The organism is Thermosynechococcus sp. JY1331, from assembly GCF_031583475.1.
In the GTDB taxonomy this organism is placed as follows: domain Bacteria; phylum Cyanobacteriota; class Cyanobacteriia; order Thermosynechococcales; family Thermosynechococcaceae; genus Thermosynechococcus.
Genome location: NZ_CP134180.1, coordinates 863,597 through 878,286, shown reverse-complemented (window position 1 = coordinate 878,286; position 14,690 = coordinate 863,597). Strand labels below are relative to the sequence as shown.

The window sequence follows — 14,690 nt, the reverse complement described above, 5'->3', positions numbered from 1 at the left end:
ACAACTAGGGCAATCAGTGTCAAAAAGAGCGATCGCTTCAAAGATTCCGTATAAGCAGACATGGGTGGCATCACCTCATCAGTAGGATGTTTTGGGCTGTGTCCAATCGATGGGAAAAGGACTGTATTGTGTTAAGTTGTAGTCTTTTATTGTACTGCCTTTTTCTGGGGGTCAAAACCGTACAGGGCAGGCATCCATCACTTGAGGACGTATCACATCAATGGGGATCAACCTACGCTCACCATTATTCATTGTTTTACTCACAATTGTCATCGACCGTTTGGGTGAGAGTCTGATTTTCCCCATTTTGCCCTTCCTCGTGGAGCGATTTAACTTTGATGCGTTGAGCTTGACGCTGTTATTTTCTGCCTTTGCTGCTGCCCAATTCATTGCTGCTCCCCTTTTGGGTGCCCTCTCGGATCACTGGGGACGCCGTCCGGTGTTGCTGATTTGTATTGCCGGTACTGCCCTATCCTACATTCTCTTTGCTGTGGCAACGGTGCCTTGGCTGCTCTTTGTCTCGCGGATTATTGATGGCCTCACGGGGGGCGTGGTTTCAACGGCTCAGGCCTATATTGCCGACACCTCTGCTCCAGCAGATCGGGCTAAGAACTTTGGTTTAACGGGGGCAGCCTTTGGCATTGGCTTCATTTTTGGGCCGGCCATTGGCGGCAGTCTAGCAGCCATTGATCTCAAGTTGCCGATTTGGTTTGCCGCTGTTTTGGCACTGGTCAATGTGGTGTTGGCCTATTTCATCTTGCCAGAGTCATTGCCCGCAGCCCAGCGATCGCCCCTGACCCTAAAGAGCTTTGCCTTGCAGCAACAGTGGTTGGAGCTATTCAATCAACGCACCCTCCAAGCCTTACTCATGGCCTTCTTTATTTTCAACTTTGCCTTTGCTGGCTTTACCAGTATCTTCGTCCTCTTCTTGAAGCGGCAATTGAGTTGGGGACCTGCCCAAGCGGGGATCATTTTTGTGATTATTGGCGTGGTGAGTACGATTGTGCAGGCGGGCTTGATTCGCTCATTGATTCCTCGCTTTGGTGAGCAGCGCTTGAGCTTGGGGGGATTGCTCCTAGTGGCCTTGGCCTTGTTGGGGATTGCGGCGGTGCCCAGTGCGGGCGGCTTTAGTACGCCCTTGCTTTATGGGTGTGTGGTGGGTTTGGCCTTTGGCGTGGGAATCATGTTGCCCTCGCTGCGAGGGGTGATCTCCAATCGGGTGCGAGATCAAGATCAGGGGAAAATTATTGGCGCTAGCCAATCACTCCAAAGTGTGGCGGGGATTGCTGGACCGGCATGGGCAGGGTGGGTCTTCGATCGCTGGGGTGGGGTGGCGCCCGCTTGGCAAAGCAGTGTGATGATGGCGATCGCCCTTGGCTTTTTGGCGCTGGGATTGGGCAAGCCCAAGGATGCGACCCCTAGCACTCTCTAAGCAAAATATGTCAAACTGCTAAGCAAAGACCTTTATTCGCCCATTTTTTCAACCTTTAAACCCTCTCGACGCTCACCTATGATGCGGTTGTCTTTTCCTCAGCCTTCTCGACAGCCCCGCTGGCTCCATGCTTGGCGACGATCGCTCCGCTATCACTATTTGCGCTTGATGCGCTCCCACAGTAGCACTGAGAGTATTGCCCGTGGCCTTGGGGCAGGGGTCTTTGCTGGCATGCTGCCCCTGTTTGGGGGGCAAATACTTATTGCCGTCACGGTGGCCCTCCTTGTGCGCGGCAACAAGCCCTTAGCTGCCCTTGCCACTTGGGTGAGCAACCCCTTCACCTATGTCCCCCTGTTTTGGTTTAACTTTCAGGTGGGTTGGTGGCTGATGGGGCAGCCTGCCCTATCTTTTGGTGAGTGGCAATCTTGGGAAAAGCTCCTCGAACAGGGGGGGCAAATGGCAACGATTCTGATTTTTGGCAGTGTTTGGGTGGGCGTGATTGCCGGACTCCTCACCTACGCCCTGTGTTTGCGACTGCTACCCACCCTGCGACAACGCTTTCGGCGGCGTTCTGCTATGGCTGCTGTAAATTTTCTAAACCGGCCACAACCTTAGCGGATTGCAGGCGATCGCCCTGTTGGATCCTGTCCACCACGTCCATACCATCGGTGACATAGCCAAAGACGGCATAATTGCCATCTAGAAAATCCAGTTGATCAAGGGCAATATAAAACTGGGCTGAGGCCGAATCGGGGAGTTGCGATCGCGCCATGGCCACCGCACCGCGCGTATGATTCAGAACGGGTGAGACTTTGCCCGCTTGGCTATAGGTGGGGGTGTCACTGCCCTGACCAAGAATTTCTAGGGGAATGTAGCGGGGGCGATTGGTCGCGGGGTCAATGAATGAACCCGTGCCATAGAGTTGCGGCGACACACTGGGGTCTTTGCTTTGGGGATCCCCGCCTTGAACCACAAAGGGTCGGGGTTCACGAACCACACGGTGAAAAATCGTGCCATCATAGACCCCCCGCTGCACTAAATCCACAAAATTGCCAGCGGTAATCGGGGCAGCATCCCCCTTCACTTGAATCGTAATTGGGCGATCGTTGACTGTCAGTACAACCGTTGCATCGCCATTGAGTCGAGGTAAATTGGCCATAGGGGTTGGGCTTTGTGCTCCTGGAATTGAACTGGTGTCAGCCACTGAGGAGAGTGACGCGCAACTCACCAGCAGAAGCACACCGAGCACCATCACCAACTGTGGCAGAAATCGGGGCAATCTTGTGCCGAACTTCAGGGGTTTCATTGACCAGCCACTCCAAGCTAACCGTTCTATTATGCCGTGCCCTTGCGCCTTAATTACTGCGGGGAAGGGGTTGCTGTGTTGGCTGTTGCCGCAGTTGCACTAAGGGTTCATCGGGGTTCACCAAGTCAATAAAGACCATTTGGCGGGGATCCAAGTACTGAGGTAACTGCTTGAGGCTGGCTAGGGCACTGAGTTGTTTCTTCAATGTGGGACTATGCCACTGCACCACCCCAAGGTGAACCGGCGCGAGGGGGGTTTGGACAATTAGATTCTGTTCATTGCGCCAATCTAAACCCGTAATCGGTAAATCCTGCTGCTGGAGAATCTGGTGAATTTGCTGCCACTGCTGCTGGCGATCGCCATCCACAGCCAATGTTTGCGGGCGCGGTGCATCCTTAACGGGTACAAAATACCCCTGCAATTGGAGTGTGGGCATTGGCTTCACGGCACTGGCTTGATAGCTACTCAGCGGGGCAACAAATCCGAGGCCATCCACCAACCAGCGACTGGCAGGCCCTTGCAGCTGCCCGGTTGCACTCATTACCCAGCATTGATTGCAGGTGGCGACTGCGACAGGCTTGCGTTCTTGGACTTCGACAATCAGTGTCGGCGGAAAGAGTTGGCGGGCGATCGTCACCCGTTGCAGAGGCAGCGTCGTTTCTAGGGCATGAATGATCTCCTGTGGCCGCAAACGCAGCAGTGACTCCGGATACTCAAGGGGCAATTGTGCCTGCAACGCTTCCGTTTTCAGCAGTTGATTGCCGCGAATCACCACTTGCTCCGGGCGGCGGATAACCCAGTCCGGCAGCGTCAGTCCCCAAACCAGTCCCCCTGTTAAGGTCAAGAGGACACTGGTACGCCAAAGCCCTGCCAGTTGCCGCCAGCGGCGTTTACTTTGCAATTGGCGGCGCCGTTCCCGAATGGCATCATGAGTCGTTGTCCCCTGAGGGGTGGGATTTACCATGGCCACGGCCTCAGTCTTGAGGAAAATTGGAACTTAGGATCCTGCACGGGCTGTCATTACTTGGTGGTAAGATACGCGATGTTGATTGTCCGCTTGACTGCCTCTATCTTAGTAAAGGCTTCGCACCATGCCCCTGAATACGTTTGCTCACTGCTCAAGATCATCCCTGCTCCTCGCGGTGTTACTACTGGGGGTACTCCCGCGGGCGGTGTTTGCTCAGAATCAATCTTCTAGCCCCAATGTCCAGATTGTGAATCCCACACCCCCACCCAGCTCCTCAATCTATACCCTTGAGGGGGGCAAGCGCTTGATGGATGAGGCTGCCGCCGCAGTCAATAGCCAAAATTATGCCGTCGCCGCTCGCAAGCTCTTAGAAGCCCGTACGGTGATGAACCAACTCTCGAACTTTTACCAGTCCCTCAACTCTAGCTTTTTGGGGATTGATACTGCGGCTGCCGATAGCAACCGTCGCCGTGCCCTAGAAGCAGCACAACTGCGAGATCAAGCGACTTTTCAACTGGCTTTGGTCTATCGCGCTAATAACCAACCTGAGCTTGCCGTGCCCCTTTTGGTAGAAATTATCCGCAGCCAAAACCCCACCCGTGAACTGGGACAAAAGGCCTATCAGCAATTGCTAGAATTAGGTTTTGTGGATGTGCCCTTTCCGCGTACGGGGGCAATTCCTTCCGGAACGCCTGCGGCGAGTCCACCGCCAGCCACCTCTGCCAATCCCCAACCGCGTCAGTAACGCTTCATGAACGACTCTCTCCTCAGTAATGGCCACGCGCCTCGGTTGCGCCAAGCCACGGTCGATCGCCAGACCAAAGAAACTAGCGTTCACGTTGAACTGGTTCTCGATGGCAATGGTCGAGCGGACAATCACACGGGGATTCCCTTTCTCGATCACATGCTGGATCAGCTTTGCTCCCACGGCCTTGTGGATTTGCGGGTGCAGGCCACAGGCGACACCCATATTGACGACCACCACACCAATGAGGATGTGGGCATTACCTTGGGGATGGCACTCGATCAAGCCTTGGGCGATCGCCGGGGGATTCATCGTTTTGGTCACTTTGTGGCCCCCCTTGATGAAAGTTTGGTGGAAGTTGCCCTAGACTTCTCGGGGCGTCCCCACCTTAGCTATGGGTTGCAGATTCCCACGCAGCGGGTGGGCACCTATGATACGCAACTGGTGCGGGAGTTTTTCGTTGCTTTGGTGAACCATAGCCGCATGACGCTGCATATTCGCCAATTGGATGGCATTAACTCCCACCACATTATTGAAGCGACATTCAAAGCCTTTGCCCGTGCCCTACGCATGGCGATCGCCATTGACCCGCGCCGCAGTCAGCACATTCCCAGTTCTAAGGGGGTGATCCAAGCTTAGGTGTGGACGTGCCCATCGGGCATAATCGCTCCCGTGAGGCGTGCCCCGGTCAGTTTCACTAGGAGGCGATTGCCTTGGCTCATCTTTGCTCCCCGTAAATCGGCACCCCGCAGATCAGCCCCACTCAAGTCAGCACCAATGAGATTAGCCTCTTGCAGGTCGGCATAGCTGAGATCTGCTTGCAGCAAATTGGCGCGAAAGAGATTGGCGTGGCGCAGGTTAGCACGGTGGAGAATCACGCGGTGCAAAAAGGCATCACTGAGATCGGCATAGCTGAGATTGGCATGGCTGAGATTGCGCCCCTCAAAGTCCTTTTCGCTCAGGTTGGCTCCCTGTAAATTCACCCCCGACATATCCTTGTGGGGAGGCGTCGTGCGGGGTGGTTCTGGGGGCGGGGGCGCGGCTGTGCGTTGGCGCTGATAGGTGCCGTAGGTGTGGTTGTGGTGTTGGCTATAGGTCTGGTGCGTCGTTTGCTGCGGCTCACGGGGCGCATGATAGCTGCGATAGGTGTAGGGATTGGATTGATAGCGTGGGGGTGGCGGCGAGGAACGATAGGTTTGCCGCTGGCTAGCAGTCCGCTGGGAGGTTTGGCTGCCGTGTCGGGCAATATGTTGCCGCAGTTGATCCCGCGCTTCATTAAACTGCTTAATTTTCTCTTGTGCCTTCTCGATTAGCCGTGTGTTGTCCTTCGGGATGCGATCGGGATGCCAAATAAACACCAAATCCCGATAAGCTCGGTTCACTTCCTCGAGGGTTGCCCCCGGCTCCAACTCCAGTACCCGGTAGCAGGTGTCTAAATCGAGCATTTTCTGACGGCTTATCATGGATATTGATGATCTTAACCACGGGACTGCTCACCTAGGGTTGCGAAAGAATGCGTTAGTATGAACTTATGTAAAGACTTTTCACTTTTCCTAGCGGAGGATGGCGATCGGTGAATAAACAATGGCGAAACGCAGGTTTATATGTTCTTCTTGCAATCGTGGTGCTGGCCTTGGCCACTGCCTTCTTTGATCGCCAACCCACGACCAAACAGACATGGCCCTACAGTGAGTTCATCCAACAGGTCGAAAATCAGCAAATCACCAAAGTCAGTATCACCCCTGACCGCTCGCAGGCACAAGCGATTACCCAAGATGGCACGCGGGTGCTGGTCAATCTTCCCAACGATCCTGAACTGTTGGACATTCTCATTAGCAACAATGTGGACATCGCCGTCTTGCCCCAAAGCAACGATGGCTTCTGGTTCCGCGCCCTGAGCAGCTTACTGGTTCCCATTGGTTTGCTGGTACTGCTCTTTTTCCTGTTGCGGCGTGCCCAAGCAGGTCCTGGCAACCAAGCGATGAACTTTGGTAAGTCACGGGCACGGGTACAGATGGAACCCCAAACCCAAGTGACCTTTAATGATGTGGCTGGCATTGATCAGGCCAAGCTGGAACTGGGTGAAGTGGTGGAATTCCTCAAGTACGCCGATCGCTTTACCGAAGTGGGCGCCAAAATTCCCAAGGGGGTTCTCCTTGTCGGGCCTCCCGGAACGGGTAAAACCCTGCTTGCGCGGGCAGTGGCTGGTGAAGCGGGCGTTCCCTTCTTCTCAATTTCCGGTTCTGAGTTTGTGGAAATGTTCGTTGGGGTAGGTGCCTCACGGGTGCGCGACCTCTTTGAACAAGCCAAAGCCAATGCCCCTTGTATTGTCTTCATTGATGAGATTGATGCCGTCGGTCGCCAGCGCGGTGCTGGTCTGGGGGGGGGCAATGATGAACGGGAGCAAACCCTCAACCAACTGCTGACGGAAATGGATGGCTTTGAGGGGAATACGGGCATCATTATTATTGCTGCAACGAACCGTCCGGATGTTTTGGATGCAGCACTATTGCGTCCGGGGCGTTTTGACCGTCAAGTGGTGGTGGATCGTCCGGATTACAAAGGTCGCCTCGATATTCTCAAGGTTCATGCCCGTGGCAAAACCCTCGCTAAGGACGTGGATCTCGATAAAATTGCCCGCCGTACCCCCGGCTTTACCGGTGCGGATCTCTCGAACTTACTCAATGAAGCGGCCATTCTGGCAGCTCGCCGCAACCTGACTGAAATCTCCATGGATGAGATTAACGATGCCATCGATCGCGTCCTCGCTGGGCCTGAGAAAAAAGACCGTGTCATGAGCGATCGCCGCAAGAAGTTAGTCGCCTACCATGAGGCGGGTCATGCCCTTGTCGGTGCCCTGATGCCCGACTACGATCCCGTTCAAAAAGTGAGCATCATTCCCCGCGGGCGGGCAGGTGGTCTGACTTGGTTTACTCCCAACGAGGATCAGATGGATTCGGGTCTCTATAGCCGTGCCTACCTGCAAAACCAAATGGCCGTTGCCCTTGGGGGTCGCATTGCTGAAGAAATTGTCTTTGGTGAAGAGGAGGTGACAACCGGTGCCTCAAACGACCTGCAACAGGTGGCACGGGTGGCTCGCCAAATGGTTACCCGCTTTGGCATGAGCGATCGCCTAGGACCTGTGGCCTTGGGACGGCAAACCGGGAATGTCTTCCTTGGCCGCGACATTATGGCAGAACGGGACTTCTCCGAGGAAACGGCTGCCACCATTGATGACGAAGTGCGCAATCTCGTCGAGCAAGCCTATCGTCGTGCCAAAGAGGTCTTGGTGAACAACCGCCACGTCCTTGACCAAATTGCCCAAGTGCTGATTGAAAAAGAAACGATCGATGCTGAGGAACTCCAAAGCATCTTGGATCGCAACGATGTGAAGATGGCAACGATTCCCTAGGCTTGTCCTTTGCGATCGCCCCAAGGGTCGTGCTAATGTAGTATTCCTTGGGACTGCGGGCATGGTTTAATGGTAAAACCCTAGCCTTCCAAGCTAGAGACGCGGGTTCGATTCCCGCTGCCCGCTTAACACTCAACTCCTTGAAGAACCTGCATTTTGGCGTATTGCAAAGACTCTGCAATGCTCTTTCAAAGTCTCAAAATAGGCTCAAACTGGATTTAGCACCCTATTCTATTGGTGGCCTATGGCTCAGCCACTTCGGCTAGGATAGCGCTTCTGGATTGATGAATGATTCTCACTGAAAATCTCAATGTCCTCTGGGCGAGCGTCCTCTTTGAAACCCTCTATCGCTTGGGACTGCGGACAGTCGTTCTCTCGCCGGGATCACGTTCGGGACCATTGGCGATCGCGGCTGCTGCCCATCCCCATCTTGAGGCTCTGCCGATTCTTGACGAACGCTCGGCAGCTTTTTTTGCCCTTGGCCTTGTCCAACAGCAGGGACGACCCGTTGCCCTTGTCTGCACTTCAGGTACTGCTGCGGCCAATTTCTATCCCGCGATTATTGAAGCAAGCCTTAGTCATTTACCGTTAATTGTGCTGACCGCCGATCGCCCCCCCGAATTGCGCTTTTGCCAAGCGGGACAAGCCATTGATCAGGTGCATCTCTATGGTCATGCCGTACGTCACTATCGCGAACTAAGTCTGCCGGAACTTGCTTTGCTGCCCTACCTGCGGCAAACCCTCTGCCATAGCTGGCAAACTGCCCTCTGGCCAGATCCAGGCCCAGTACATTTGAATATTCCTCTACGGGATCCCCTTGACCTGCGCTCTGAGGCCAATTTTCATGGGGCACTTCCTGAAAACTTCTTTGATCAGGTGCAGCCCTTTGTGCCGCCTCGGGTTGTCACCGCTCTCCCTTGGCAAACATGGCAACAGATGCAGCGGGGGTTGATTATTGCAGGACCCAGTCATGGGGTGGAGCCTTTGGCGGAAGCGGACGCGATTGATCGCCTGAGTCGGTTTCTGCAGTGGCCAGTGCTTGCCGATGCCCTCTCCTGTGCACGGGGACTACCCCACGCTATTACCCATTACGATCTGCTGCTGCGAAATGGCCACCTACGGGAATCCTTGCGTCCTGAGGCAGTGATTCAACTGGGACCGCTGCCCACCAGTAAAGCCCTGCGGGAATGGCTCAGTGCCTGCGATCCGCTGATCTGGTGCCTTGACCCCACGGGCGATAACAACAATCCCCTCCATGGCCGCTGTCAGACGCTGGCGATCGCCCCCCAAGATCTGGACTGCCCCCCCGACCCCCTGCCCCCCAACCCCTACCTCAAGGACTGGCAAGACCACGATCAACGAGTACATGAGCAACTGAAGCGAACCTTGGAGGCCATTGATTGGTTCTGTGAGGCCAAGCTGATTTACCATCTGCCGCAGTGGTTGCCATCGCAAACGGCGATTTTTGTGGCCAGTAGTATGCCCGTGCGCGATGTTGAGAGTGTTTGGCGGGCGAGCGATCGCCACCATCGTTTTTACTTTAATCGAGGCGCCAACGGCATTGATGGCACATTATCTAGTGCCTTTGGGGTTGCCCATCGCGGTCAGCCCACCCTCTTGATCACGGGGGATTTGGCCTGCTTGCACGATACCAATGGCTGGCTGATCACGCCCCAGTTTCAAGGGTGTCTAACCGTACTGCTGATCAATAACAACGGCGGTGGTATTTTTGAGCATCTACCGATTCGGCGGTTTGATCCACCCTTTGAGCGCTTTTTTGCCACCCCCCAAGCGGTCAATTTTGCCCAGCTTGCAGCGGCCTACGGCATTCCCTATCACTGCTTACAGGACTGGGCGGATGTGAAAACCCAACTTTCCCTTGCCCCTTGGCCAAAGGTACGACTTTTGGAATTTAAGAGCGATCGCCAGCAAAATGCCCAATGGCGCCAGCAGGTACTGGCTCACCTCACAATTTAACTTGCGGTACCTCAGTGGCTATGGATGTGGTGGGAGAGCAACTGCTCCTCTAGCGCCGCAATCTGATTGTAGGCCGCCGTGAGTTGTGCCGTCAGCCGTTGAATTTGCACCTCTGGACTCAGGGGGCGATCGCCACTGAGGTTGCGTGTTTGGCTATAGTCATCATCCACCAGAATATCCTTGTGTTCTGGGGTACTCACCAAAGGACGCGGTTTGGGCAGAGGATTCTGCTCAGTAGGGGTTACGGGCAGAGGCTTGAGCCGCCCCTCCTCTAGAGCCTTAGAAACCTTTTGGTTGAGTTGTTCAACGATCTGGTAGAGGGCATCAATTTTGTTACTCAGAACCAGAATCTGCTTATGTAATAAATCCACAGGCCAAATCCTCTCGTGGTGAAATGCTGTAATTGTCAACTCAACTGCCTCTGGAGAAAGTAGCGGTGCACGGCATCGCTAACCCTAGGCACTGGAAATACGCTTGATAAGATAAACTAGGTATTTCTCCCAGCGTAGGGTGCCTAGAGCTAGGAGCATCGAGTGCGGAGACCAAGCTTGCCGAGAAACAAGGGTATTGCTATAGATCCAGCCTAGGGAAAGTCACTGGCTAATGGCAACTTTTTCAAAAAGACTTAAGACCAAGTAAACTTTTGTAAAAGTATGGATTGTTTTATCAATGCAGAACACCTGCCGACAAGTAATATTCCTAAAGAACTTCACACTTGGCTGAGCGAGGGTAGCTAGCTTTAACTCTCTCACTTGTTGTTTGATATGGGTTGATCAACGTTCTATCAACTGCCCTAGCCTTTGGAGACAGACGGTGGAAATTCAGCGACTAACCCTAAAAAACTTTAAGACCCACCGCGATCGCACGTTTGAGTTTCTGCCTGGTGTGAATGTCATCTGTGGCGAGAATGGTGCAGGCAAAACCAGTATTTTTGAAGCCATTGCTTGGGTTCTCTTTGATGCCACCTCGGGCTATGGCAGTGGCTTTAATAAGGCGATTATTCGCAAGGGCGCTAAACGCGCCGAAGCCACAGTTCAGTTTATCTCGGCAGCAGATGGTCGCTCCTATGTGGTACGGCGCAATACGCAAACGGGGTACGCGATTTATGACCCCCAAGTGGGAGACCTCGGTCTTTCGTTGCGTGAAGATGTGCAGATGTGGTTGCAGGAGCACCTCGGTATCCGCAGTGCCTTTCCGCTTCGGGATCTCTTTGAGCAGATCATTGGCATTCCCCAAGGGATGATCACGGCGGATTTTCTCAAGCCACCCGCCCAGCGGCGGCAAGTTTTTGAACCGATTTTGCAAGTCAGTGACTATCGCCAAGCCTTTGACAATGCCCTTGCCCTCGTCAATTTTTCCCAAGAGCAAGTGGTGTCCCTAGAGCGGCAGTTGGCTGGGCAAAAACAGGAACTGGCCACGCGATCGCAATATGAACAACAGGCAACCGCCTTGGCAGCGGAGCTAGAGCGCGATCGCCAGCAGTGCGAGGAATTACACCAACAATGTCAGGCCTTAGCTGCCGAAAAACAGCAATATGAAGCTGCCGTTGAAACGCTGAACCGTCTTGCGCAAACCTGTCAGCGCCTCGAAGCCCAACTGCGTCAGCAGGAGGAACTCTGTCGCGATCGCCAGCGCCAGTTGGCCGCAGCTCGCAATAGCCAAGCCCAGTGCCAGCAACTGCAATCCGACTATGATCGCTATCGGCAGCAAGAGAGCCGCTACCAAGAACTTGAGCAGCAACTACGGGGACGAGCTGCCCTTGAGCAGAACATTCGCAAGCTAGAGCAGCAGCAACAAAAGCTGGCCACCCAATTAGCTAGTATTGAAAGCCAACGCCAAGCGATCGCCACCATTGCCAGTCAACTTGCTGCCCTTGAACCCCAAATTGCTGCTGCTGACGCCCTCGATGCCGAAATTGTCCCCCTTGAGGCGCGCTACCAGCAAGCCCAACAGGCAAATCAAGAACTGCGCCACCTCAAGCAACAAGCGGCAACGTTGCAAGCCCGCCTTGAGGAAATTGCGCAACAGGTGCAAGCCCTAGAGCAACAGCGTCCCCTCGCCGCCACCTTGAGCGCTAAACAGGCAGAACGGGAGCAACTGCAAGCCCAACTTAGCCACGCCACTGCTGCCCATGCCTTTGCTGCTACCCTCGATCCCATTCTCAAGAGAGCGCAAACCCAAGCCACGGAAACGGATCCCCTTGTAGCGGCGGCGATCGCCGAACTCACTGCCGTTCAGCAATTTGCTCTAGTTCGCCCTGCCATTGAACAGGGGCTAACGGCACTCCAACAGCTGCAGGAGAACTACCGTTGGCTTTTGGATCAACTCACGGCACTGCGACAAACCCTCACGGATCCTGCCGCTATTCCTGCCCTCAACCAAACGTTAAAACAGTTAGAAACTGACATTGCCCGTGCTGCCGCAGCAGAACGATCCCTCTTGCAAGCCCAAGCCCTTGAGGAGGAACGCAGCCGTTTGGCAGCAGAGCTTAAGCAGTTGAGCGATCGCCAGCAAACCATAGAACCCCTAAGCAAAGAACTCACTGATTTAGAACGCCGCTTGAACGAGTTACGGGAAGAACGCGCCAACCTTGGCCAACCCCATGCCCAGCGCCAACTGTTACTGGAGCAGCAGGCAGCAGCCCCCCAACTGGAAGCCGACTACGCACGTTTGGGTACCGAACAGGCCACCCTACAAGCTCGCCTCACCCCCCTCTATGAGGAACGCCAACACTATGCCACCCTTGAGGAACAGCGGCAACAGCTTAGCGATGAGCTAGCTAGACTACGTCCCAGCTATGATACCTATCTCCAACACCAGCAGCAGGCCGCCCAAGTAGAAAGCTATGAAGCGGCTCTGAAAACAGCTATGCAAGCCGCCCATGATTTAAAAGCTGCCCTTGCCAAAGCCCAAGCAGAGTACAACGCCCAAGAGCAGCGGGTGGATTTAGCCGCTCTGGAAGCCGTGCGCGATCGCTACGAAAACCTACACCGCGAGTATCAACGGCTCCTTGGTGCGATTCCTGAAAAAGAAAAGCAGTACCAAAGCTGCCTTGCCACCCTCAAGCATCTTGATGAAGTTGCCGCCGAAAAGGACAAGACGCTGCAAAAGCTGGTAGCGGCACAGAAACACCACTCTCTGATTGAGACGGCCCGCGAGATTTTCAAAAAGAGTGGCCCCCGCGTTAGTGAAGCCTATCTGCACACCGTTTCCAGCGAAGCCGATCGCCTGCTGCGCGAACTTCTCAACCGTCCCGATGTGGCACTCCAGTGGACATCGGACTATGAGATTCAGGTGAATGAAGGCGGCTACTGGCGACCCTTCAAAAGCCTCTCCGGCGGTGAGCAAATGTGTGCGGCTCTTGCGGTGCGCTTAGCCTTGTTGCGGGTACTGGTCAACACCGACATTGCCTTTTTTGATGAGCCGACCACCAATATGGATCAGATGCGCCGCCAACAACTGGCCGAGAGCCTGAGCAATCTCAGAAGTTTTCATCAACTTTTTGTGATTAGCCACGATGCAACCTTTGAAGCCCTCACCGAGCACACGATCCATCTGGAGCGATCGCTCCCTTAGGCGTAGGCCGTGTGGAGTGCCCACCAAATGAGTGCCGCAATAAAGCCAAGAATCAAAACGGCAGAAATCGCGATCATCGCTGGGCTGTCAGCACCATCAAACTTCATAATGCCGCGATTAAAATCCGTGGCCATAGGAATAAACTCCAAGCACCATTGAATCCACAGTAACCAAATTAATTTTAGGCTGCTTTTCTGGCAGTGGGGTTAAGGATAACGATTTATTACAATTTATAGCGCTCTCTAAAAACCCTCTTAAATGTGATCAATATCACAGCCATCTCAAGTGAGACAGGCAAAGGTAGAAGTAAGCACATAGCCTAGATTAGGTGTTGAAGTGTCACGTTTTGTAACGTTGCTCCTGCCCTAACTCAAGATGAAGGGGGGAGGATTCAGATTTGCAGAGGGGATGATTTCTTGAGGGCTGTTGAAACACGGGGGATAGAGGTAATGAATAGCCTGCAACAGGAACGTCACGTCTTAATTTTGAATACCGTGGGTGGCCGGCGGGCGATCGCCCTTGAAGCAGCGGCCTACTCCCTTGGGCGCGATGAGAGTAATGCCATTGTGATTGACTTTGAAACGGTTTCTCGCCAGCATGCCATTCTCCTGCGGGTACCTGTCCCCGGTACCACCAGCTATCGCTATCGTTTGGTGGATGGCAATGCCAATGGTAAGCCCAGTACCAACGGCACTTTTGTCAATGGCAAGCGCATCAGTAGCCATGAATTGCAGCACGGCGATGTGATTCTCTTTGGTCGTAAAGCCAAGGCTTCCTATCTCATGCTCTCGATGGCGGATACCGAGTTCAGCCAATATCTGCAATCCATTGCCTTCCAAAGCATTAAATCCGATCTGCGGGGTGCCAAGGAAACCCTTGTGGGTATGGAGCTAAGTGGCGAACTGCGGCGAACCCCGAGCCGTGAATTGGTGGCAGCAGCAGTCACGCAGTTACACCCTGAAGCCGAACCCGCAAAAGAGACCTTGACCAGTGAGAGCGACAGGGAGCCGCAGGGGAACAACAAAGAAACCGTCCATGAAAAAGAGAGCCAAGGCTCAAAAACCAGCCTCGTGGGTCTAGGGGCGATCGCCCTTGTGGTTGTTGCCATTATCGCAGGAGCCGTCTGGCGATCGGGCTTCTCCCCCAGTCAACCGCAGGGTACACCACCTGCCACTCAAACCGGCAACTAGCTCAACCCAGATCCTGCATTGCTTTGATAAATAGTTTCAAAGTATAAACAATTCCGTATAACAGTCGTTCCCCTGAGTGCCTTTG

13 protein-coding genes and 1 tRNA gene are annotated in these 14,690 nt (G+C 54.1%); 9 read left to right on the top strand and 5 right to left on the bottom strand.

Annotated elements, in window-relative coordinates; genetic code table 11:
* Nucleotides 1-220: 220 nt before the first annotated feature.
* Together RHJ31_RS04130 and RHJ31_RS04125 are read left to right on the top strand one after the other, a co-directional pair.
* The gene (locus RHJ31_RS04130) at nucleotides 221-1,432 is read left to right on the top strand and encodes an MFS transporter (protein WP_310445737.1); all 1,212 of its coding nucleotides are present in this window, start codon (nucleotides 221-223) and stop codon (nucleotides 1,430-1,432) included.
* A 78-nt stretch (nucleotides 1,433-1,510) separates the two neighbouring features.
* On the top strand, nucleotides 1,511-2,047 hold the full coding sequence (locus RHJ31_RS04125) for a DUF2062 domain-containing protein (RefSeq protein ID WP_302677468.1): 537 nt from the start codon (nucleotides 1,511-1,513) through the stop codon (nucleotides 2,045-2,047).
* Here RHJ31_RS04125 and RHJ31_RS04120 read toward each other — a convergent pair.
* Together RHJ31_RS04120 and RHJ31_RS04115 are read right to left on the bottom strand one after the other, a co-directional pair.
* A complete protein-coding gene (locus RHJ31_RS04120) occupies nucleotides 2,007-2,738 on the bottom strand; it encodes a peptidylprolyl isomerase (RefSeq protein ID WP_206200313.1) in 732 nt (243 codons plus the stop codon). The genes RHJ31_RS04125 and RHJ31_RS04120 overlap by 41 nt on opposite strands.
* 49 nt (nucleotides 2,739-2,787) lie before the next feature.
* Nucleotides 2,788-3,702, bottom strand: coding sequence for a cell division protein FtsQ/DivIB (locus RHJ31_RS04115; RefSeq protein WP_302677467.1), 915 nt, complete (start codon nucleotides 3,700-3,702; stop codon nucleotides 2,788-2,790).
* Nucleotides 3,703-3,829: 127 nt separating this feature from the next.
* Between RHJ31_RS04115 and RHJ31_RS04110 the strand changes: the two genes are divergently transcribed.
* Both RHJ31_RS04110 and hisB read left to right on the top strand, forming a co-directional pair.
* Nucleotides 3,830-4,450, top strand: coding sequence for a hypothetical protein (locus RHJ31_RS04110; RefSeq protein ID WP_302677466.1), 621 nt, complete (start codon nucleotides 3,830-3,832; stop codon nucleotides 4,448-4,450).
* A gap of 6 nt (nucleotides 4,451-4,456) precedes the next feature.
* Nucleotides 4,457-5,089, top strand: a complete 633-nt coding sequence (gene hisB / locus RHJ31_RS04105) for an imidazoleglycerol-phosphate dehydratase HisB (protein WP_206200316.1) — start codon at nucleotides 4,457-4,459, stop codon at nucleotides 5,087-5,089.
* Here the strand turns inward: hisB and RHJ31_RS04100 are convergent.
* Complete coding sequence (locus RHJ31_RS04100; protein WP_206200317.1) at nucleotides 5,086-5,913, bottom strand: pentapeptide repeat-containing protein; 828 nt, start codon at nucleotides 5,911-5,913, stop codon at nucleotides 5,086-5,088. The genes hisB and RHJ31_RS04100 overlap by 4 nt on opposite strands.
* A 110-nt stretch (nucleotides 5,914-6,023) precedes the next feature.
* Here RHJ31_RS04100 and ftsH3 point away from each other — a divergent pair, with 110 nt between their 5' ends.
* The 3 genes from ftsH3 to menD all read left to right on the top strand — a co-directional run bounded on the left by ftsH3 (nucleotide 6,024) and on the right by menD (nucleotide 9,839).
* Nucleotides 6,024-7,862, top strand: coding sequence for an ATP-dependent zinc metalloprotease FtsH3 (ftsH3, locus tag RHJ31_RS04095; RefSeq protein WP_302677465.1), 1,839 nt, complete (start codon nucleotides 6,024-6,026; stop codon nucleotides 7,860-7,862).
* Nucleotides 7,863-7,917: 55 nt separating this feature from the next.
* Nucleotides 7,918-7,988, top strand: a tRNA-Gly gene (locus RHJ31_RS04090).
* Nucleotides 7,989-8,150: 162 nt separating this feature from the next.
* Nucleotides 8,151-9,839 (top strand): 2-succinyl-5-enolpyruvyl-6-hydroxy-3-cyclohexene-1-carboxylic-acid synthase, encoded by a 1,689-nt coding sequence (menD, locus tag RHJ31_RS04085; protein ID WP_302677464.1) that lies wholly within the window; start codon nucleotides 8,151-8,153, stop codon nucleotides 9,837-9,839.
* A gap of 11 nt (nucleotides 9,840-9,850) precedes the next feature.
* On the opposite strand, the gene RHJ31_RS04080 is transcribed toward menD, so the two are convergent.
* Complete coding sequence (locus tag RHJ31_RS04080) at nucleotides 9,851-10,210, bottom strand: hypothetical protein (protein WP_206200320.1); 360 nt, start codon at nucleotides 10,208-10,210, stop codon at nucleotides 9,851-9,853.
* Between the two features lie 442 nt (nucleotides 10,211-10,652).
* Here RHJ31_RS04080 and RHJ31_RS04075 point away from each other — a divergent pair, with 442 nt between their 5' ends.
* On the top strand, nucleotides 10,653-13,415 hold the full coding sequence (locus RHJ31_RS04075; protein WP_302677462.1) for an SMC family ATPase: 2,763 nt from the start codon (nucleotides 10,653-10,655) through the stop codon (nucleotides 13,413-13,415).
* On the opposite strand, the gene RHJ31_RS04070 is transcribed toward RHJ31_RS04075, so the two are convergent.
* Nucleotides 13,412-13,549 (bottom strand): hypothetical protein, encoded by a 138-nt coding sequence (locus RHJ31_RS04070; protein WP_024125599.1) that lies wholly within the window; start codon nucleotides 13,547-13,549, stop codon nucleotides 13,412-13,414. The genes RHJ31_RS04075 and RHJ31_RS04070 overlap by 4 nt on opposite strands.
* A gap of 315 nt (nucleotides 13,550-13,864) precedes the next feature.
* Here RHJ31_RS04070 and RHJ31_RS04065 point away from each other — a divergent pair, with 315 nt between their 5' ends.
* Nucleotides 13,865-14,605, top strand: a complete 741-nt coding sequence (locus RHJ31_RS04065; RefSeq protein ID WP_302677461.1) for an FHA domain-containing protein — start codon at nucleotides 13,865-13,867, stop codon at nucleotides 14,603-14,605.
* The last annotated feature ends 85 nt before the right edge of the window (nucleotides 14,606-14,690 follow it).